The following is a 20,848-nucleotide window of genomic DNA, read 5'->3' on the forward strand; positions in this document are numbered from 1 at the left end:
CAATCTATCGTTTTGGAACCTCAATCATAATCGCGTCACCCTGGCCGCCGCCGCTGCAAATCGCCGCAATCCCTAGACTAGCGCCCCGGCGCTTCAGCTCGTGCATCAGCGTCACAATCACCCGTGCCCCGCTCGCTCCAATCGGATGCCCAAGCGCCACCGCTCCGCCATTGACATTAACCTTCTCAGGGTCAAGCCCGGCAATCTTGTTTGAAGCAAGCGCAACAGCCGAGAACGCCTCATTGATTTCGAACAAGTCAATTTCCTCAAGCGACCTTCCCGTTTTTTGTAAAAGGTCGTTGATAACCAGCCCCGGCGTCTGGGGAAAGTCCTTGGCTTCGAGAGCAATTGCCGTATGGCCTACAATCACAGCACCTATTTCTCGTCCTTCGCGCATGGCCCTGTCTTCACTCATTAACACAAGCGCGCTAGCTCCATCATTGATACCAGGTGCATTGCCGGCTGTAATCGTTCCATCTTTGTCAAACGCCGATTTAAGTGCTGACAGTTTTTCAAGTGTTGTATCTTTCCTTACAGATTCATCTTCTTTCACAATTATTGGATTACCTTTGCGCTGCGGCACCGCAACAGGAACAATTTCCTCTGCGAACACACCACTATCCATTGCCTTGGCTGCAAGATGATGGCTCCTGAGTGCCCATAAATCCTGCTCATCACGGGTAATCCCCATTTCCTGAGCTGTTGAATTTCCATACGACCCCATATGGACGCCAGTGAAACTGCAGCTCAAACCATCGACAATCATCAAGTCCTTCATTTGGGCATCACCCATCCTGAATCCAAAACGAGCTTTTGGCAAAATATATGGGGCGTTGCTCATCGACTCCATGCCCCCGGCAACGATCACCTCAGCATCACCCGCGCGAATGATCTGGTCACCGAGCGTCACGCTGCGCATTCCCGATGCACAAACCTTATTGACCGTCTCGGTTTTAACCTCCCAGGGAATCCCCGCGTGCCTTGCTGCCTGCCTTGATGGAAGCTGTCCCTGCCCTCCTTGGAGGACTGTGCCAAGAATCACCTCATCCACCTCATCCGGAGCCACTCCTGCCCGGTTGAGAGCCTCCTTAACCGCAATGCCTCCTAGTTCGGAAGCAGTAAAGCTGCTTAATCCGCCGCCAAACTTGCCAAACGGTGTACGAACCCCACTCAAAATGACTGTCTTTGCCATCAGAACCATCCCCTTTGTTTTTTGATACTAGAAACTTACGAAAACAAAGTTAGTAGACTGCCTTCTAATCGACTCTGGCTTGGTTTTTTGCTGTTTACGGTGGTTTAGACTAGCCCCTAATCTACTCTAGCCTGGTTTTTTTACTCTTACGGTCGTTTAGACTGGCATTTCAGCAGTCCTTACTAAAAAAATCTAAATAACTGTAAAAATCTTTTTTACTTCTTCCATTTCGACTGAACGCTCGCTCGACTTAACTTAAAATGAAAGCGCTTTTATTTACAGCTATAATTTTACAACAAGAAAAGCAGGAACTGAAATTTTAAACACAACATTCTTAATTTTGTGTCTTCTCATGTCCCTGCTTTTTAACAAGTGATTATGAAACCAGCGCGGCTGATGTTCCGATCACCGACTTTTCCAGGAGCTCGGCAACATCGTAAGTTCCTACACTTTCTTCAACTTCCTTTGCCTTTGTGCCGTCAGAAAGCATCGTCAAGCAGTACGGACAGCCGGACGATATAACAGATGGATTCACCGCCAGCGCCTGCTCAGTCCTGGCAACATTAATTCTGTGTCCGGTTTCCTCTTCCATCCACATCAAGCCGCCTCCAGCACCGCAGCACATGCCATTTTCACGGTTGCGTTCCATTTCTGCGAGTTTGACACCGGGAATGGATTTTAAGATTTCTCGTGGTGCATCATACACGCCGTTATAACGGCCAAGGTAACACGAGTCATGGAACGTTATTGTTTCATTCATCTCATGCCTAGGGACGAGCCTGCCTTCCCTGACCAGTTCAAATAATAATTCAGTATGATGATAAACTTCTGCCTCAAACCCGAAATCCGGATACTCATTTTTAAAGATATTGTAGGCATGCGGGTCGATTGTAACGATTTTTTTCACGTCATTCTTTTCAAACTCTTCGATATTCTTTGTAGCCAGCTCCTGAAACAGGAACTCGTTGCCGAGGCGGCGCGGTGTATCTCCGGAGTTCTTTTCCTTATTGCCAAGGATGGCAAATTTGACACCAGCCTCATTCAGCAGCCTTGCAAAGGATAGGGCGATTTTCTGGCTTCTGTTGTCATAGGAGCCCATTGAACCGACCCAGAACAAGTACTCGAATTCCTCACCTGACTTCTTTGCTTCCTTCACAGTTGGAACAAGGACGTCTTCACGTGCCTCACGCCAATCTTCCCGTTCTTTACGGTTTAAGCCCCAAGGATTTCCCTGGCGTTCAATGTTGGTCATGGCCCGCTGTGCATCTGGTTTAACCTTTCCTTCTGTTAAAACTAGATAACGTCGCAGGTCGATAATTTTATCTACATGCTCATTCATAACCGGGCATTGGTCTTCACAATTGCGGCATGTTGTACAGGCCCATAGCTCTTCCTCCGTAATGATGTCCCCGACCAGGCTCGGGCTGTAGGCAGCCGCAGCCGCAGCCTCACCTGCCCCACTTCCTGCCGAAGCCAGCGCAAGCTTGTTGCCGGTTGTACTGGCAAATGCATAGGTTGGCACCCATGGCTGCTTCTGTGTGACTGCCGCCCCATAATTGGTGAGATGATCCCGCAGCTTGACGATTATATCCATCGGAGACAGCATTTTCCCTGTACCAGTTGCAGGACACATATTTGTACATCGTCCGCACTCTACACACGCATAAAAGTCAATCATTTGCAGCTGATTAAAATCTTCTATTTTGCCGACACCAAAACTCTCCTGTGTTTCATCTTCAAAATCAATTTTTTTCAGCTTCCCAACAGGTCCTGTCCGGCTAAAATAAGTGTTTACCGGACCTGCGATAAGGTGGGCATGCTTCGATTGTGGTACATATACGAGGAAGGATAACAGGAGCAGCAAATGAATCCACCAGGCAATGTAAAATAGAGTGATTGCGGCTGTCTTTCCAAGCCATCCAAAGCCTGCAGCAATAACAGATGCTACTGGCTCAGCAACAGAAGCCTCGCCACCATGCCAAATTATGGCCATTGCATTGCCAAAAAGGACCGACACCATCAGCCCGCCAATAAAAATTAATACAAGTCCCGACTTGAAATTCCGCTTAAGACGGACAAGTTTTTCAACATAGCGGCGATAAAATGCCCAGATAACAGCTACTAAAATCATTAAAGTGACGATTTCCTGAAAGAAGGTGAAACCAGTGTAAAGAGGTCCAAGCGGCAAGTGAGAGCCGGGTTTTATCCCTTTCCAGATGAAATCAATTGCTCCAAACTGAACTAGAATAAATCCATAAAAAAACATTACATGGATAATTCCGCTCTTTTTATCTTTCAACAACTTCTTTTGGCCAAAAACATTTGTCCAGATTTTTTGCCACCGCTCTTTGGCTGCTGCATCGAATTCAGCTTTTCTGCCAAGCTTGATATAGGCAACCCGCGTTTTAACAACATAAACAAACAAACTGAGTGCGTAAGCGGTTACAAATAAGAATGCAATCAAGTTTACCCATAACAATCCATTCACTTGAAACTCCCCCTCCGTATTCTCCTTCTGCCCCTTTTAATTCTTTACGAAAAATTCAGAACTATCTATCTGTATTATAAAAATGAATGAGCATTCAGTCAACCTTTTACCACTCATACATTTACTCCTATAAGTAAAAGCTATGGGTAAAAAAACTTAGAAAAGGAGGCGAGCCTCTATTCTTGTTATCCTTGTTTCTGGACTTCTCCTATTTATTACTGTCTGGCTCACCGGAGACTATCATTTTGGGCGAAAAAAAATGAAGTCTGCTCCACCTTCTTTTCCATGCCGGTATGGGGCAATACGTATTTTTACGAAAGGGGGCGAGCTATTCAATGACTATTTCGAAGAGTTAAAACGGGCTAAGGACTACATTCATGTCATATTCTACATCCTTAAGGAAGATGCCTTAAGCAAGGAATTTCTCGAAATATTAGTTGATAAAGCGAGGTCAGGGGTTGAGGTTCGCTTACTGGTGGATTGGGCGGGAGGGCGAGCCTTGAAAAAGAAAACGATTACCACTCTTAAGGAGGAAGGAATTCAGTTTGCTTTCACCCACAAGCCTAAGCTGCCCTACTTATTTTTCACACTTCAATCCCGGAATCATCGGAAGATTACCATCATTGATGGCAAACTTGGCTATCTTGGCGGCTATAACGTTGGGAACGAATACATTGGCGGAAAACCAAAACTCGCTCCATGGCGTGACTACCATCTTAAGCTTTATGGTGAATCAATACAGGATCTCCAGCAAGTATTCCTAGATGATTGGAAGAATGATACAGGAGAAGATTTACGGAATGTTCCTATATATCAGCGAAAAAACGGGAAAGGCCCAGCCCTGCATCAGTTAGTTCCGACTATCGCTGGAACCACTCTTGAAGATATGTACCTAGAAACATTTGAAAGAGCCAAAGAACGGATTATTATTGGAACACCTTACTTTATCCCGAGCAAGAAATTGTTTCATTCCCTGCAAAATTGCCTGGAACGGGGTGTAGCACTGTCCATTATTGTCCCCGGTAATTCTGATCACCCACTCGTCAAGGAGGCAGCCTACCCGTACTTCCGGGTGCTTATCAAAAAGGGTGCGAGGGTATATCAATTCATGAATGGCTTTTATCATGCCAAGACACTGCTAATTGATCGAACGGTCTGTGATATAGGGTCAGCCAATTTTGATAAAAGAAGCCTATTCATAAATAGTGAGATTAACTGCTATATGTATAGCCAGGAGCAAATTCTCGAAGCTGAGTCGATTATCCAAGCAGATATCGCCAGTTCGAGGGAGTTGGAGCTTGCCTGGCTGGAAAAGCGTGATTTTGGCCGCTCAGTGAAAGAGCTTGCCGCAAGAGTAATTTCACCATTTCTTTAGTTTTTTACCAGGGGGAGATCGTTTGAAAATAAGATTTGGGTATGTGTCCACGGCTCTTTCCCTCTGGGAAGCGTCACCCTCGCGGACGATGACGTTTACCCGCTATAAACTCCTCGGCAAAGAGGAACGTCAGGAAAAGCTGCTTGCCATTACAGCAGAAAACTTAAAAAATACGCTGCGGATGCTTTATTACAACGTGGCTCATGGGATTGAGGTATATCGGCTTTCAAGTTCAATTGTCCCACTCGCAACACACCATGAAGCAAGCTGGGACTTTGCCTCGCCTTTTAAGGCTGAATGGCTCGAAATCGGTTCGTTTGTAAAAAAGTATCAACTAAGGGTCAGTTTTCATCCCAACCAGTATACTCTTTTCACCTCCCCTAAAGAGGAGATAACGGTGAATGCGGTAAGGGATATGGAGTACCATTACCGGATGTTTGATTGCATGGGACTAGAACGCCTTGGAACCCATAATATTCACGTTGGCGGTGCTTATGGAGATAAGGAGGCGGCACTTGAAAGATTCCATAAAAATATAAAGCGTCTTCCTGTTCATATAAAGGAGATGATGACGCTTGAGAACGATGACAAAACATATACAACCGAAGAAACTCTTTCGGTTTGTTTAAAAGAAGATATCCCGCTTGCCTTTGATTATCATCATCACATGGCAAACCCTTCAGAGCGCCCCTTAGAAGAGGTACTGCCACTGGTTTTTTCGACATGGGCTAACAAGCCGCAGGTTCCCAAAATCCATATCTCTTCTCCGAAATCTGACAAGCTTTATCGTGCTCATGCCGATTTTGTCGATATCGATTTCCTCATGCCGCTCTTAAAGCTGCTCAGGGAGATAAATCAGGATGTTGACTTGATGATTGAAGCAAAAGCAAAGGATCAGGCTCTCCTTAAGCTTGTCCCTGAAGTAGCCGCTATTCGTGGTGTAAAGCGGGTTGGCGGTGCTGCAATTAAGTGGAGATAGGTTGAATTGTTGAATTAATAGTTATCTTCCTGGAAATAGGAGTACGAATTATTCTTATACGGGGATTGTCTGACAACACCAATTATTCGTCTAGGGTAAATCCGTTTTTCTGGACAAAACTCGCACCGCGGGTCCTGGTTCCGTCTAGTAAATCCTTTTTCTAGACGAATTTCACTCCAGGGGTCCAGTTCCGTCTAGTAAACCCCTTTTTCTAGACGGATCTCACACCAGCGACACCGGTTCCGTCTAGTAAATCGACATACAAAAGCGGCCCTCCTATTAACAGAGAGCCGCTTTTGGCATTCTTTAATCCACATCTTCGATTAAATTGAGGACAGGAACATCACGCTCTTGCTCGGGATTTTCTTTCCAATAAATCCTAGCCATTTTTGCGGTTTCATCTACATTCTGGATTAAAACCCGTTTTCCTTCATAGGTTACATTTATATTATCAGCAGACTCCATAATTTCCTTTGCCCGCCCTACATTCATGAGCTCCACTCCTCAATAGTTTGTCATCATTTACTATGTGAAAATAAGCAGGATTTTATCCGCAGTACTTACCCTGCACAGCCGTTACATATCCTAAGTGTTTAGTAACCTAATAAATCGGGAAAAGGTAAAATGAAAGGCTAAATACTAAAGGGAGATGACATCAAATGAAGTATAGAAACCTTCTTTTATCGATCCCCTTGAGTACAGGAATACTGTTGACCGGTTGCGCAGGAGAACAGGATCCTCCTCCAGCGGATGATAACCTTGAAATGGAAGAAGACAATCAAGAGCCAGATGTAACTGAAGAGCCTTCTGAAGAAAACAATGATGAAGAAGAGCCTGATATGGATGAAGAACCTTCTGAGAAAGATGGAAATTAGTTTTTGATATAAGTAAGTGCCGGAGCAAGCCCCGGCACTTTTTCTATTGATTACATTCTTTCAGGTGCAGATACACCGATAAGTAATAAAGCATTTTTCATTGTAATTTGAACCGACCTCACCAGCGCCAGGCGGGCTTTAGTCCTTTCAGCCTTTTCAGGGTCAACAACTTTTTCCGCATTATAGAAGCTGTGGAATGCGGATGCTAAATCAAACACATAATTGGCAATCCGGTGCGGTGTACGCTTTTCAGCCGCTTCACCAACAGCCTGAGGGAATTCGCCAAGTTTTTTAAGCAAATCAATTTCCTTCTCGGAAGCAACTTGTGATAAATCGACATCCTTTTCAACTGTGAAGCCTTGTTCCGAAGCTTGTCGCAATATGCTTGAAATACGAGCATGAGCGTATTGAGCATAATAGACAGGATTATCATTCGACTGGGAAACAGCAAGGTCCAGGTCAAAATCCATATGAGTATCGGCTGAGCGCATCGCAAAGAAGTAGCGAGTCGCATCAAGGCCAACCTCTTCAACAAGTTCCCGCATCGTAACAGCCTTTCCGGTACGCTTGCTCATTTTCATTTTCTCGCCATTCTTGTAAAGATGTACGAGCTGAATAATTTCAACTTCCAGGACATCCTTGTCATAGCCCAGTGCCTGAATGGCCGCCTTCATACGCGGGATGTAGCCGTGGTGGTCTGCTCCCCACACGTTAATCAGCTTTTCAAAGCCACGGTCAAGCTTGTCCTTATGATAGGCAATATCCGGAGTCAGGTACGTATAGGAACCATCCTGCTTGATCAAGACGCGGTCCTTATCATCACCAAACGGAGTTGAGCGCAGCCAGGTCGCACCCTCCTCCTCAAAAATGTGTCCATTTTCTCGAAGCGTCTTTAATGCCGAATCAATTTTTCCATTATGGTAGAGAGACGTTTCCGAGTACCAGACATCAAACGGTACGCGGAAATCCTCCAGGTCCTTTTTCAGCTTTGCCATCTCCACTTTCAGGCCATGCTCACGGAAAAAGTTGAAGCGCTCCTCCTCAGGCATTGAGACGAACTTGTCCCCATGTTCAGCTGCAAGCTGCTTGCCGATTTCCTTAATATCCTCACCATGATACCCATCTTCAGGCATTTCCTTTTCCATTCCGAGTGCCTCGAAATAGCGTGCCTCAACGGAAAGCGCAAGGTTATTGATCTGGTTGCCTGCATCATTGATGTAATATTCCCGCGAAACCTCATAGCCTGCTTTTGCAAGTATATTTGACAGCGAGTCGCCAACAGCCGCACCACGCGCATGGCCAAGGTGAAGATCACCAGTCGGGTTTGCGGATACAAACTCAACCTGAATTCTCTGGCCCCTGCCGGTATCCGTTTCTCCATACACGTCTCCTGCTTCAAGGATGGCTGGGATTAACCCAGTCAAATAGCTATTATCCAAGTAAAAATTAATAAAGCCCGGTCCTGCAAGCTCAATTTTTTCAATCGATGCTTTCGACTGATCAAAATTAGCTACAATTGCTTCGGCAATCGCACGTGGTGCTTTTTTTGCCACGCGTGCAAGCTGCATCGCCATATTGGTGGAATAGTCCCCATGGGCTTTGTCCTTTGGCGTTTCCAATAGTACATCCGGAATCTGCTCTTCCACAGCCACCCCTGCTTTTAGTACGGCAGCTTTAATTTCATTTTTCAAGTTTTGTTGCACCTGTTCAACTAAGTTCATTGCTCTTCCTCCTCAAACATGATTGCCAAGCTATATGTACCAGCGGGTGCTCCCGCTATCATCAAGTCATATTTCAGCCTGAATATTCCACCCCGCCCGTTTTCACGGATTGCCTGAGCAAGCCGGTCGGTAACGGCTGAAACAGGAAGAGTCCCGTATTGAGTCTCATAGCTGCCCCGTGTCTCCTCACCAAGGCGGAATGGGAGCCGCATCTTGGCAGCACCGCTTCTTAACAGCAGCGCTTTGCCGCTTTCCATTTTAAGTATCGAGCGCACATTTCCTTCTGCTGTCAGTTCCTCATACTGAAGATAGGCTTCATTATCTTTTTCATAAAAAAAGCCGTTTCCTCCAGTTACGATTTCATCCTTAGCGCCGTCCTGGGTAATCGCCGTACTGACCGTAACAATAACTGGCTTCGGATCCATCCGGCCACTTCCTTTACTATCTATCTTTTTTTGCTGTTTTTAATAAGTCTGCTGATTTCCGCTCCAATCAACTCTACTAGAAAATCAGCATTAAACATTAAAACAGTTACCTTATAAATATGGCATTATATCATGATTTTCAAACCAGCTCTACGTTTATCGGGATAAAACCACTAACTTATTATATCCTTCCTGTCCCTACAATTCAAAAAGTGCCTGCTTCGGATTGAAACAGGCACTTTCCTCTCTATTCACACTTGCTTATTTCACAAAGCCAAGCAGCATTTCACGGATCATTTTGCTTGCTGTGTTGGCCGTTTGCTCGGATGGATCATATATAGGTGCGACTTCAACAAGATCTGCGCCTACAACCTTAACTTCCGAGCGGGCAATTTCATGGATAGAAGCAAGCAACTCACGGGATGTAATGCCGCCTGCATCAACCGTACCCGTTCCTGGGGCATGTGCCGGATCAAGTACATCAATGTCGATTGTTACATATACCGGGCGTCCAGCAAGACTAGGCAGAATCTCCTTCAGTGGCTGATGGACGTCGAATTTTGAAATATGCATTCCGACACTTTTCGCCCATTCGAACTCTTCCTTCATACCGGAGCGGATTCCAAATGAATAAACATTGTGAGGTCCAATATGTTCAGCTATTTTTCGAATTGGCGTCGAGTGCGATAGCGGCTCACCTTCATAGTGTTCACGCAGGTCGGTATGGGCATCAAAATGAATGATTGCCAAATCAGGATATTTCTTGTAAACCGCCTTCATGACTGGCCAGGAAACAAGATGCTCACCACCCATGCCAAGCGGGAACTTGCCAGCAGCCAACACCTGATCAACAAACTCTTCAATCGTATCGAGGCTCTTCTGAGCGTTGCCGAACGGAAGTGGAATATCTCCAGCATCAAAATAGTTTAAATCCACAAGGTCTCTGTCAAGGTATGGGCTGTACTCTTCTAGCCCAACTGATACCTCGCGAATTCTTGTAGGGCCGAAACGTGACCCTGGACGGAAGCTGACTGTCCAGTCCATTGGCATCCCATAGAGAACAACCTTGCTTTCTTCAAAATTGGGATGGCTTTTAATAAAGACATTGCCTGAATAGCTCTCATCAAAACGCATACTTAATTATCCTTTCCATGCAAAGCGAGAGGGAGACTCTGCCTCCCCCCGCTGTAATTTATTCACTGTATATAAAATACGACAAAAGCTAAGTCACTGTATATAAAAATTTCGTTTTTACTCTACAAGATCACCAACAAATTTCGGCAGAACAAAGGCTGCTTTGTGAAGTTCCTTTGTATAGTACTTCGTTTCAATATCATGGAAACGGTCATCAGAAACTTGTAGTGGATCGTATTTCTTCGAACCGATTGTGAATGCCCACATGCCGCTTGGATAAGTTGGGATGTTTGCGATATACAAGCGGGTAATCGGAAAAATTTCTTTTACATCGCGCTGAACGTCACGGATTAAATCCGCTTTGAACCAAGGGTTGTCCGATTGAGCAACAAAAATCCCATCTTCCTTTAAAGCTTTGGAAATACCAGCATAAAAACCCTTTGTAAAAAGATTCACTGCTGGGCCAACGGGTTCTGTAGAGTCGACCATGATCACATCGTAGTCATTTTCACTTTCAGCAATATGCATAAAACCATCGCCTACCTTCACTTCAACCCGAGGGTCTTCGAGCTTCCCGGCGATTTCCGGCAAATATTTCTTTGAGTATTCGATGACTTTCCCATCTATATCGACAAGTGTCGCCTTTTTTACTTGTGGGTGTTTTAGCACTTCGCGGATAACCCCGCCATCCCCGCCGCCGACCACAAGGACATTTTCAGGATTCGGATGAGTGAACAACGGTACATGCGCAACCATTTCATGATAAACGAATTCATCCTTTATCGATGTCATGACCATACCATCGAGAAGAAGCATATTTCCCCATTCTTCTGTTTCAACCATTTCAAGCTTCTGGAATTGTGTCTGTTCTGTATGTAAAGTTTGCTTAATCTTCATCGTGATACCGAAGTTTTCAGTCTGTTTTTCGGTGAACCATAGTCCTCCCATATCCATCTTCCTTTCAAAATGAAATTTGCAATAAAAGCTCTCGTCGTACTGGCCTGTGTAAGGTCTCATTAGCTATACTTCCCCAAATGGGTGAATGCAAACACTTGCCAAAAGGGAAATCAACATCTAAAAAGTATAAAATACCCTGCCAAAAAGGCAAGAAAAATATTCATTATCCTTCAATAAAATGTTTAAAACACTTCCATTCTTTTCATACTGTTGATATGGCCCTAATTGGGTCCAATTTCCCTTTACAGAAAACGGGGTGAAGAGATGGAAGCAATCACAGGCAAAGGTTTAAAGCATGCAGTAAAATATGTGCGGGCAGGCGTTTTCCTTAGCCTGATCATGATGGGAATAGCCACAGTTCTAGTTTTCGGGGTTCTCATTTATGCTAGGGTGTTAGGTTCACCCCCACTCGCAGTACCACAGTCCACCCTTTACTTTTCCGATGATGGAAAGGTCATTGGTGAAACCAATACTGGACAGAAAAGATATTGGGTGAAGCTTGATGATGTTTCCCCTTATCTTATCGAGGCTACCATATCCATAGAAGATAAGAAGTTTTTTGAGCATAAAGGGTTTGACCTGAAACGAATTGCCGGAGCCGCTCTTGCCGACATCAAGGCATTTGAAAAGGTACAGGGCGCGAGCACCGTTACCCAGCAATATGCCAGGAATCTGTTTCTTGAGCATGATAAAACATGGAGCAGAAAACTGCGGGAAGCCTTATATGCAATCCGGCTTGAGATGAATTATTCCAAGGAACAAATACTCGAAGGATATATTAATACTATTTATTACGGAAATAGAGCCTATGGAATCCAGGCGGCAAGCCAGTATTATTTTGGGAAAAATGCTTCGGACTTATCTCTTGCGGAAGCATCAATGCTTGCGGGAATCCCAAAAGGACCAGGAGCCTACTCTCCCTTCGCATCAATGGAAAAAGCAAAACAGCGCCAGGGAATTATCCTAAATGCAATGGCAGAGAACGGTTATATAAAAACAGTTGAAGCAAAAGCGGCTGCAAAAGAAGAACTTGCCCTGACCGGAACGGACCCGCATCGTGAGCTAAAAGCGGCACCCTACTTCCAGGATGCCGTGGCAAATGCTCTGCGCTACCAGCTTGGTATCGATGAGCGTACAATCGAGCTTGGAGGCCTTAGAGTTTTTACAACATTGGACCAAAAACAGCAGGAAGCTGCAGAAAAGCAAATTAACTCAATTGTTGCAGCTGATTCTGAAATTCAGGCTGCTCTTGTTGCTGTCGATCCAAAGAATGGCCATATCAAGGCCATGGTTGGCGGCCGCGATTATGAAAAAAGCCCATTTAACCGGGCTGTACAGGCTCTCCGGGAACCTGGTTCAACGATTAAGCCATTCCTTTATTACGCGGCGTTAGGCAATGGCTATACACCCTCTACTACCATGAGGAGCGAACTGACAACATTCCGGTTTGAAAACGGAGATCCTGATTACACACCTCATAACTACAATAACAAATATGCAAATGGCGATATTACTCTTGCACAGGCATTGGCTTTATCTGACAATGTCTATGCTGTCAAAACCCATCTTTTCCTGGGCCAGGAGACACTTGCTGAAACAGCCAAAATGTTTGGGATATCAACAAAAATGGCAAGTGTTCCTTCTCTTGCTCTTGGAACCTCTGGAGTCCGGGCAATTGAAATGGCCAATGCTTATGGCATGTTTGCCAATGGGGGCAAGTATATTGAACCGACGTTGATTACCCGGGTTGAAACATCGGAAGGGAAAATCATTTATGAAAAGGATGCTGAGGAGGAAACATATTTAGACCCAGCAAAAGCCTATGTCATGACGCATATGATGACCGGTGTATTCGATACGAAGCTTAACGGCTATGCAAGTGTAACTGGAAGCACAATTGTAAAAGGCTTGACTCGGCCGTATGCTGGCAAATCAGGCTCCACTCCTACTGACAGCTGGATGATTGGCTATTCGCCCCAGCTCGTTTCAGCTGTCTGGACTGGGTATGATGATGCTCGCAAGATTGAGAAGGTCGCTGAAAAATCCTATGCCAAGCAAATTTGGGCTAAGTTTATGGAAGACGCATTGCAGGGTAAACCGGTCAAATCATTCAAACCGCCAAAGGACGGCGTAACCGGGGTTCATATCGATCCAGTCAATGGGAAGCTTGCAACGAAGGGATGCCCGGTTAGAAGGTTTACGTACTTTGTTTCCGGAACGGAGCCTGATGAATATTGCACTGACCATCTTGATCATAATGAATTGATACCTGGCGCGAAGCCGGGCGGTGCCGATAAAAAATCATGGTACAAGAAGCTTTGGAATTGGGGAGACTAAAAAATTTCTGCAAAAAAGAGCCGGAGCAGCTATGCCCCGGCTCTTCCTATGCCTGCTTTTGTTATTCTTCACCAAGACCGGTTTTCAGCTCAGTCGACGAATTGTCCCAAAATGCCTCATTGTGCCCTTTTAGGAAGTCGGCAAGAATTTTTTTCGATTTATCATCCATATGCTCGACAATAATATGGCGTTTGAGTGATTTATCCATCCGATTGACATGCTCCGGAAGCGACTTATAGCCGCGCCGGATTTCCCGGTTAACAGTCATTTCACAAGCAGTAACGCCGGCATAATATGGCCCATTTTCATTACGGTCAATTGTAACCCAAACGAGCCAATACAGCTTGGCATCCGGGACTTCATCCTTATTGGCCAGGAACTTGATTCCTTTTTCAACTGCACTTCTTGCATGCATTGCGCCAACATCAATAATAGCTTCGGCATCTTCAACATCGATGATAACTGGTGAAATATTGTCAAGCGTCAACGATCCCTTGCCAAAGCCTTTATGATTATCAAGAGGATCGGTCTTGATGATATTAAAACCAACCTTTTTCTTTTTTTCTTCCATATCGCACTGCCTCCTTGCTAAGCACGTTCTATATTTTGAATTATCTTATGTGAAAAAAGGTAATAAAAATTCCTGGATGCTTTGATCCAGTGCAGGCAGAGCGACCATAAATAACGGTGTAATCGTATAGTTATCAAGCGGGGTCAGGACAAGTATCAGGAATATCAGGGAGCCATACTGCTCGTATTGGGTCATTTTAGCCCTCAAACCACCTGGTGCAAGGTCTTCAAGAATCCGGTACCCGTCCAGCGGCGGGAACGGCAGAAGATTGAAAAGGAATAAGACAAGATTAAGCCCGATGAAAACTTGCAGGAATTCTTCCAGTGTAATCGTAAATGCCGACTCTCCTGTAGAAATAATTAGCGTAAATAACGCCAGGTATCCGAGAAATGCAAGAACAAAGTTACTGATTGGTCCGGCTGCGGACACGAGGATTCCCCCAAGCCTCGGGTTTTTAAAAAAGAACCGGTTAACCGGAACAGGCCGTGCCCACCCAAAACCAATAACTAAAATAAGAATCGTTCCAATAGGGTCAAGATGGCGAATTGGATTCAGTGTAAGCCTTCCCTGATTCTTAGCTGTATCGTCGCCAAACTTCCAGGCCATAAATGCATGTGCGAACTCATGGACCGCAAAAGCTATTGCGAGTGACAAAACGGCATAAATAATCTCTTCAACTGTCCTATACGGAAATAGCAAACGGTTTCCCCCTATACAATCATCTCTGTTTATTTACTCCCGGCCCGAAACAGCAGCGGATATAAAAAGTATACACGAATACATCCAGAAAGTGAAAACAGCCTGCACCTCGCTTGCGCTTTTTTTCCTTTTATGAAAAACTAAAATCACCATCAGTCAAGGAGGAATGGAAGATGCCAATTGTAACTGTGAAAATGCTAGAAGGCCGGAGCGACGATCAAAAAAGAGCACTTGTTGAAAAGGTGACCTCAGCTGTTGTTGAAACATCCGGTGCACCCGCTGAAAACGTAACCGTAATTATTGAAGAAATGGCCAAGACTAATTATGGAAAAGCAGGCGTTAGGGCCAGCGATCAATAAAAAAGGCGCAAGCGCCATAGAGCTAAATCCTACTCTCTTTATAGACTTACTAAAACTTAAGCAAAAAGCTAAGCCTCCCATTAATGGAGCTTAGCTTTTTCTTTTAAGCCTGATATATAGCTGTAAGCTTGTTCAATTTCCTCTTCCGTGTAACGCTGCTTGCTCTTAAGGGTAAAGACCTTTTCGGCAACCTCCGGACGTTCCAGGTTATCAAAATAAAGCACCGTTGAGACAAGCTCAAGGAATCGGGCGTTCTGCCCATTCATATCCATAAAGCAATCTTCAAGGTTCGGCATCTCCACTCCACTCATCGACAGGAACTCTCTTCCGGCCTCTGTCAGGCAATAGCGGTACTGGCTATAGCCGCCTTTGTTCTCCTTGCATTCTTCCAAAAAGCCCATGTTGCAGAGCTCCTCGACCCGAAGCGTCAATTCTTCCGAATAGGGGCCATAAAAGTGGAACTGGAAGCGCTCCTGGAAAGGGAAGGACATCTTTTTGGCAATATAAATCATCTTCTGCAGCTTCTTCCTTCCGACAATTTCTCCGGAAACAAGTACTGCATGCATCAATTTTGCATGGTCATTCAACAAGCTACTTCAACTCCTGCTCCCTTTACGGGAAGAAAATAGTTCTCCTGTCGCTTTCGCTTTTCTATTTGTCTAGCTACACAAGGAATGCTTCGAAGCATTCACATCGTACGAAGGAAAAGCTTTTGCTTTTCCAAGGAACTCCCAGCGCCTCGTGTCCTTCGGTCCCCTCCCTACGGTAAGTCAACATCGATTCACTTCGTTCATCGTGTTTCCTTTACCTCGTATCGAGGCCCTCCAGGCCATACGGCGCTAACCGGTCGCTTTCGCTTTTCTATATCTCAAGAATGCTGCGAATCTGTTTTTTTGTATTTTTTTTCGAGGATTCATCTAGCAGAAAGTCTTCAGGAAAATAAAGTTTATGATCGGTACGCCTTTTACCGGAAATCGCATCAACAATGGCGGACTCTCTGGACAGCTCCCTGATGTCACCATTTTTCATCAACAATTGGATAGGAAGGCGCTCCTCTTCTTCCCCCGGGCGGTAAAAATCATAAGGCAAATCAGAGGATGAATCGACGACAAGATAGTAATCCGGGTCAATGCCCGCCTTTCTGAACAGCCCAGTCAATTCAGCCAGCTTCTTGTACTCCTTGGCCGGATCGAATTCCGAGAATTTGAACAGGTTACGGTTTACGAATCGCCTGCACAAATCACTGAGGATTGCATCGTCTTCCTCCTGCCAAATTTGAAAATAATAAAGGATAATTGATTCATCCAATTTCAAATAATCTTCCAAGACAAGGGTGCCTTCAAAGATAGAATAAAAGTGGAGGGGTTCATTTCGAAATGCATAGCCGCCGTCATGAAGATGCTTGGCACGGTGAAGAATTTTCGTCAGAATTACCTCCGCACCTCGCGAAACCGGATGAAAATACACCTGCCAGTACATCTGATACCGGCTCATTATGTAATCTTCAATGGCATGCATACCGCTATGTTTGAAAACTACCTGATCTTCGCGCGGCCGCATAACCCTCAAGATGCGTTCCATATCAAAAAAGCCATAACTTACACCTGTAAAATAAGCATCCCTCTGCAAGTAATCCATGCGGTCGGCATCAATTTGGCTAGATATGAGCGATATAACCTGTTTTTTATCCGAAGTTTTCGCAATGATTTCTGCAACCTGTTTAGGAAAATCCTTGCCAACCCTTGAAAGGACTTTGTTCACTTCTGTTTTGCCAAGAATGATTGCCCCAGTGAATTCTTCGTGGTCCAAATCAAATACTTTTTCGAACGCATGAGAAAACGGCCCGTGCCCGAGGTCATGGAGAAGTGCAGCACAAAGGGTCAAAAGCCTGTCTTCCTCATTCCATTCAGGGCGCCCTTTAAATACATCATCTGCAATTCTCCTGATTATTTCATAGACACCCAGGGAATGGCTGAATCTGCTATGCTCTGCCCCATGGAAGGTCAGGAATGTTGTACCAAGCTGCTTAATCCGTCTGAGGCGCTGGAACTCTCTTGTTCCAATCAGATCCCATATAACTTTGTCGCGGACATGGACGTAGCGATGGACAGGATCCTTAAAAACTTTCTCTTCATTCAGTTTTTCTGAAAATCCCATCTCATTTCCCTGCCCCTCTTAACTTGTTTCTATTATATCCCCATTTTGATTAAGATTCATCCCTCTTTCAGCAATTTCCAGCAGCATTTTTCGACAATTACCTTTTTGTGCCCCACTAAAGGAAAATCTAAAAAATTCCAGACAAAAAAGAAAAACCACCCTGGTCCGGATGATTTATCGACTTTTCAGCTTTTTGCTTACTTTTTCAATCAATTCTTCCTCGGTCAATGCCGCAAGCGGCCTGTTATTGACAAAGGCAAAAGTCTTTTTCCGGCCTGGACCACAATAGGATTGGCAGCCAATTTCTATTTTCGCATCAGGATCAAGCTTCTTTAAGCGCGGGATAAGCGTTTTGAGGTTGACTGCCTGACAGTCATCACATACGCGAAATTCATTAGTCATTCCGTTCATCCTCTCGGTACGGAGTTTTACAGCAAAATCATATGGCTTACTGGTTATATTTTGCTATTTTCAAGTTCAAAAACATATGAATTATTGGTTTAGATTTTAATTATCATTACAGCCTGAAACGTTTAATACGGCGGATACAGTATATGTCCTATGGTATTTTACAGCTTCTGGACAGCCAATGCAAGCCGACCTACATTCCGATTCTACTATCCTTTCAAACGTTTTGTATAAAACTTGAAAAAAGTGTCCATGATATTGCTAGGAACAAAACATTTAATTTTGATTGGCAGGTATTTCTGCCAGAATGGAAGGCTGGGTTCGAATGAATACAGAAGTAAATGAAGAAAAGGAGTGTATTGAAATGAAGGTGCGCCAGGATGCCTGGACAGAAGAGGATGATTTATTGTTAGCTGAAACAGTGCTTCGCCATGTAAGGGAAGGAAGCACCCAGCTTAATGCCTTTGAAGAGGTTGGGGACAAGCTTGATCGAACTTCGGCAGCATGCGGGTTCAGATGGAATGCAGTCGTGCGTCATACGTATGAAAAGGCACTTCAGCTTGCCAAAAAACAGCGAAAACAGCGCCAGCGTATGCTAGGTAAGGATCAAGGCGGCAAAAAGAAGCTCCTTTACACCCCTCCTGTTGAAGTCCACGAAGAATTCAGTACTATTGGAGTCTCTATGGAAACAGCAGTTGAATTCGATACACAACCTTTAAAGCAGCCAGAGAGCTTTGACCTGGAGAAGATGGTTGAGGAGCTTAATAGCAAGCATGCAGAAGCAAAAGTTCCTGCTAACAGATTCACAGTTTCACAACCGGCTTTAGTAACTTCCCAAACCGGGACAGGGTTCCAGCATGCTGGGCAAGGTTTAACAATGCAAAATGTCATTTCTTTCTTGCAGAATTATGAAAGTAACAATGCACATGTTGAGGCGTTAAAAAGTGAGAATGAAAGATTGAAGCGGGAAATTGCCAACCTTCGCAAGCAAAATGAGGAAATGGAAACAAAAATAAATGATCTTGAACAAAATACAGGAGTCATTCAAGAAGATTACGAAACCCTATTAAAAATCATGAACAAAGCCCGTAAGCTTGTCTTATTCGAAGAAGAGGAGCGTCCGGCAACTAAATTCAAGATGGACCGGAACGGAAATCTTGAAATGGTTGCTGAATGACTAACTGAAATCAAGCAAGCCGAAGATGATAACAACAATCAAAAGCCGTAAATCCATCTTGGGTTACGGCTTTTGTAATGTGGCATTCCGTTCAGCAATCCGGGCAGAGTATCCTGGCAAAAGCTCAAGCTCATGCGGGGTCAGCTGGCCGGAATAAAGAAGACTGCTCATTTTTTTTAGCTCGATAAGAAGTTTTAACATGACATCCTGCACTGTTAGGGGCGTGCCAAGCAGTTCAGACAGGCTTGCCATCACCTCCGGCTTTACTTCAGGATAGCTAAATTTTGTTTGTTCCCCTTTTAAGGCGAGTGAATAAAACTCTCTTATTAATTCCGCCCTACTTCCGCCGCTCTCTTCCACACTTAAATAGATTTGAACAGCTACCCCTTTTCTGAGCCTTCTTTGAGAAATTCCTGCAAACTTCTTGCCGCCAATGCTCAAATCATAGCTGCCAGGGCAGTATGATCCAATAATTTCCCGTGCTTCAATTTCTTTTCCCCAATCAGCGAACATGCAGCGAATAAGCTCCAACATCGCGTCATATCCCCTATTAATGTCTATTCCTTTTTCTTTTTCGGGTAAAATAAGTGAAATATTCAAGACTCCTTTATCAAGTACGACGGCAAGGCCTCCCGAGTTCCTTACAATAGGTGTAAATCCCTTGGAATAAAGATAGGCAAGGCCCTCTTTAAGATATGGCAGCTTTGTATCCTGAATACCCAGGACTACTGTATCATGATGCACCCAGGTTCGTGCTGTAGCTGGTGCAAGATGTGAGCCAACAGATGCACATAATGTGTCGTCAATGGCAAAGGATTGGATGGCTGGCATAAGCAGCCCTGTGGTAGATTGGTCGATGAGCCGCCACTGTTCCTGCCACAGCAGCGAAGTTGCACTGTCTTTCATAGTGGTGCCTCCAGTTCAATTATGTGGTGTTATTATAGCATAATAACGACAAAGCCCATTATGCAGTCAAAAGAAAAAGCATTTTCGGTTTTTAATGTTGGACTAGGTTTTTCCCATAAGATAAAATGTTGAGCAAAGGAAACATTTTAAACCGAGGGCATATATTAATTTTACAAACGAAGCAGCCCGAAAAAGAGTATCCTCTCCCCGGGTTCTTCAATACTTTATAGAAGTGGTTTTTACACAAGAAAGGGGAATGAATATGGAAATCCTTTTCGCCTTTGGACTGACACTGTTTGCAGGTCTTGCAACTGGAATAGGAAGTTTAATGGCATTTTTTACTTCGACAACAAATACAAAGTTCTTATCAGTGACCCTCGGTTTCTCAGCTGGAGTCATGATTTATGTATCAATGATTGAGATTTTCCAAAAGGCCAAAATCGCCCTTGTCGCAGAATTGGGAGCAAAAGGAGGAAACTGGGCAACAGTTTCCAGCTTCTTTGGCGGAATTCTCTTGATTGCCTTAATAGACAAATTAATCCCTAAACAAGGCAACCCACATGAATTGAAAAAGGTTGAAGAGATGCAGCCCGGTGCTATCATAAAAGATCCTGCTTTGTTAAAAATGGGTACATTCACTGCGTTGGCCATTGGCATCCACAACTTTCCGGAAGGGATCGCGACATTCACTTCCGCAATCCAGAACCCGGCTCTTGGTGTTGCCATTGCGATTGCAATTGCCATTCATAACATTCCTGAGGGAATTGCCGTTTCTGTACCGGTATATTTTGCTACAGGAGATAAGAAGAAAGCATTCAAGCTATCCTTCCTCTCTGGCTTATCCGAACCGATTGGCGCTCTCGTTGCCTATCTATTTCTTATGCCTTTCCTTAATGACATCATGTTTGGGGTAATCTTTGCGGCCGTTGCCGGCATCATGGTCTTCATTTCACTGGACGAATTGCTGCCCGCCGCACGAAAATACGATGAAACCCACCTTCCAATTTATGGCCTCATTGCGGGAATGGCCGTCATGGCACTCAGCTTGCTCCTTATTATCTAGTAACAGCACACAAAAGCCCGGCCAC

Annotated in this window: 20 protein-coding genes; 7 read left to right on the top strand and 13 right to left on the bottom strand. The window is 44.5% G+C overall.

The window, feature by feature from the left end; translation table 11 throughout:
- Positions 1–4: 4 nt before the first annotated feature.
- Positions 5–1,192 carry an acetyl-CoA C-acetyltransferase gene (locus TY16_RS02310; RefSeq protein ID WP_043930099.1) on the bottom strand — a complete coding sequence of 396 codons (1,188 nt, stop codon included), beginning with the start codon at positions 1,190–1,192 and terminating at the stop codon, positions 5–7.
- A gap of 376 nt (positions 1,193–1,568) precedes the next feature.
- Positions 1,569–3,680 carry a (Fe-S)-binding protein gene (locus TY16_RS02315; RefSeq protein ID WP_043930100.1) on the bottom strand — a complete coding sequence of 704 codons (2,112 nt, stop codon included), beginning with the start codon at positions 3,678–3,680 and terminating at the stop codon, positions 1,569–1,571.
- A 259-nt stretch (positions 3,681–3,939) separates the two neighbouring features.
- Between TY16_RS02315 and cls the strand changes: the two genes are divergently transcribed.
- Together cls and uvsE are read left to right on the top strand one after the other, a co-directional pair.
- On the top strand, positions 3,940–5,055 hold the full coding sequence (gene cls / locus TY16_RS02320; protein WP_081772856.1) for a cardiolipin synthase: 1,116 nt from the start codon (positions 3,940–3,942) through the stop codon (positions 5,053–5,055).
- A gap of 22 nt (positions 5,056–5,077) precedes the next feature.
- On the top strand, positions 5,078–6,034 hold the full coding sequence (uvsE, locus tag TY16_RS02325; RefSeq protein ID WP_043930103.1) for a UV DNA damage repair endonuclease UvsE: 957 nt from the start codon (positions 5,078–5,080) through the stop codon (positions 6,032–6,034).
- A 306-nt stretch (positions 6,035–6,340) separates the two neighbouring features.
- Here uvsE and TY16_RS02330 read toward each other — a convergent pair whose 3' ends face one another.
- Complete coding sequence (locus tag TY16_RS02330; protein ID WP_043930104.1) at positions 6,341–6,526, bottom strand: H-type small acid-soluble spore protein; 186 nt, start codon at positions 6,524–6,526, stop codon at positions 6,341–6,343.
- Positions 6,527–6,693: 167 nt separating this feature from the next.
- On the opposite strand from TY16_RS02330, the gene TY16_RS02335 reads away from it, so the two are divergent.
- Positions 6,694–6,909, top strand: a complete 216-nt coding sequence (locus TY16_RS02335) for a hypothetical protein (RefSeq protein ID WP_043930106.1) — start codon at positions 6,694–6,696, stop codon at positions 6,907–6,909.
- A 50-nt stretch (positions 6,910–6,959) separates the two neighbouring features.
- On the opposite strand, the gene argS is transcribed toward TY16_RS02335, so the two are convergent.
- The 4 genes from argS to speE all read right to left on the bottom strand — a co-directional run bounded on the left by argS (position 6,960) and on the right by speE (position 11,137).
- Positions 6,960–8,630: an arginine--tRNA ligase gene (gene argS / locus TY16_RS02340; protein ID WP_043930108.1), complete on the bottom strand. Its 1,671-nt coding sequence runs from the start codon at positions 8,628–8,630 to the stop codon at positions 6,960–6,962.
- Positions 8,627–9,055 carry a DUF1934 domain-containing protein gene (locus TY16_RS02345; protein WP_043930109.1) on the bottom strand — a complete coding sequence of 143 codons (429 nt, stop codon included), beginning with the start codon at positions 9,053–9,055 and terminating at the stop codon, positions 8,627–8,629. The genes argS and TY16_RS02345 overlap by 4 nt, the downstream gene beginning before the upstream one ends.
- A 261-nt stretch (positions 9,056–9,316) precedes the next feature.
- Entirely contained in the window at positions 9,317–10,189 is an 873-nt protein-coding gene (speB, locus tag TY16_RS02350) for an agmatinase (RefSeq protein ID WP_043930110.1), read from the bottom strand.
- A 117-nt stretch (positions 10,190–10,306) separates the two neighbouring features.
- Positions 10,307–11,137 (bottom strand): spermidine synthase, encoded by an 831-nt coding sequence (gene speE / locus TY16_RS02355; protein WP_155922319.1) that lies wholly within the window; start codon positions 11,135–11,137, stop codon positions 10,307–10,309.
- A gap of 273 nt (positions 11,138–11,410) precedes the next feature.
- Here speE and TY16_RS02360 point away from each other — a divergent pair, with 273 nt between their 5' ends.
- A complete protein-coding gene (locus tag TY16_RS02360; protein ID WP_043930112.1) occupies positions 11,411–13,483 on the top strand; it encodes a transglycosylase domain-containing protein in 2,073 nt (690 codons plus the stop codon).
- Between the two features lie 61 nt (positions 13,484–13,544).
- On the opposite strand, the gene TY16_RS02365 is transcribed toward TY16_RS02360, so the two are convergent.
- Positions 13,545–14,054 carry a YwhD family protein gene (locus tag TY16_RS02365; protein ID WP_043930113.1) on the bottom strand — a complete coding sequence of 170 codons (510 nt, stop codon included), beginning with the start codon at positions 14,052–14,054 and terminating at the stop codon, positions 13,545–13,547.
- A 45-nt stretch (positions 14,055–14,099) separates the two neighbouring features.
- Complete coding sequence (locus TY16_RS02370; protein ID WP_442853240.1) at positions 14,100–14,723, bottom strand: site-2 protease family protein; 624 nt, start codon at positions 14,721–14,723, stop codon at positions 14,100–14,102.
- A 203-nt stretch (positions 14,724–14,926) separates the two neighbouring features.
- On the opposite strand from TY16_RS02370, the gene TY16_RS02375 reads away from it, so the two are divergent.
- Entirely contained in the window at positions 14,927–15,112 is a 186-nt protein-coding gene (locus TY16_RS02375) for a 2-hydroxymuconate tautomerase (protein ID WP_043930115.1), read from the top strand.
- A gap of 80 nt (positions 15,113–15,192) precedes the next feature.
- Here TY16_RS02375 and TY16_RS02380 read toward each other — a convergent pair whose 3' ends face one another.
- From TY16_RS02380 to TY16_RS02390, 3 genes are all read right to left on the bottom strand, one after another.
- Positions 15,193–15,702 carry a YwgA family protein gene (locus TY16_RS02380; protein WP_043930116.1) on the bottom strand — a complete coding sequence of 170 codons (510 nt, stop codon included), beginning with the start codon at positions 15,700–15,702 and terminating at the stop codon, positions 15,193–15,195.
- Between the two features lie 271 nt (positions 15,703–15,973).
- Positions 15,974–17,269: an HD domain-containing protein gene (locus tag TY16_RS02385; RefSeq protein WP_043930117.1), complete on the bottom strand. Its 1,296-nt coding sequence runs from the start codon at positions 17,267–17,269 to the stop codon at positions 15,974–15,976.
- 174 nt (positions 17,270–17,443) lie between these two features.
- Positions 17,444–17,671 carry a DUF1450 domain-containing protein gene (locus TY16_RS02390; RefSeq protein WP_043930118.1) on the bottom strand — a complete coding sequence of 76 codons (228 nt, stop codon included), beginning with the start codon at positions 17,669–17,671 and terminating at the stop codon, positions 17,444–17,446.
- A 370-nt stretch (positions 17,672–18,041) separates the two neighbouring features.
- On the opposite strand from TY16_RS02390, the gene TY16_RS02400 reads away from it, so the two are divergent.
- Entirely contained in the window at positions 18,042–18,854 is an 813-nt protein-coding gene (locus TY16_RS02400) for an RsfA family transcriptional regulator (protein WP_043934447.1), read from the top strand.
- A gap of 63 nt (positions 18,855–18,917) precedes the next feature.
- Here TY16_RS02400 and TY16_RS02405 read toward each other — a convergent pair whose 3' ends face one another.
- The gene (locus tag TY16_RS02405; RefSeq protein ID WP_043930120.1) at positions 18,918–19,760 is read right to left on the bottom strand and encodes a lipoate--protein ligase family protein; all 843 of its coding nucleotides are present in this window, start codon (positions 19,758–19,760) and stop codon (positions 18,918–18,920) included.
- Positions 19,761–20,016: 256 nt separating this feature from the next.
- Between TY16_RS02405 and zupT the strand changes: the two genes are divergently transcribed.
- On the top strand, positions 20,017–20,823 hold the full coding sequence (gene zupT / locus TY16_RS02410) for a zinc transporter ZupT (protein ID WP_043930121.1): 807 nt from the start codon (positions 20,017–20,019) through the stop codon (positions 20,821–20,823).
- Positions 20,824–20,848 lie beyond the last annotated feature (25 nt).

The sequence above is a fragment of the Bacillus sp. EB01 genome (assembly GCF_000613125.1).
GTDB lineage: Bacteria > Bacillota > Bacilli > Bacillales > Cytobacillaceae > Bacillus_D.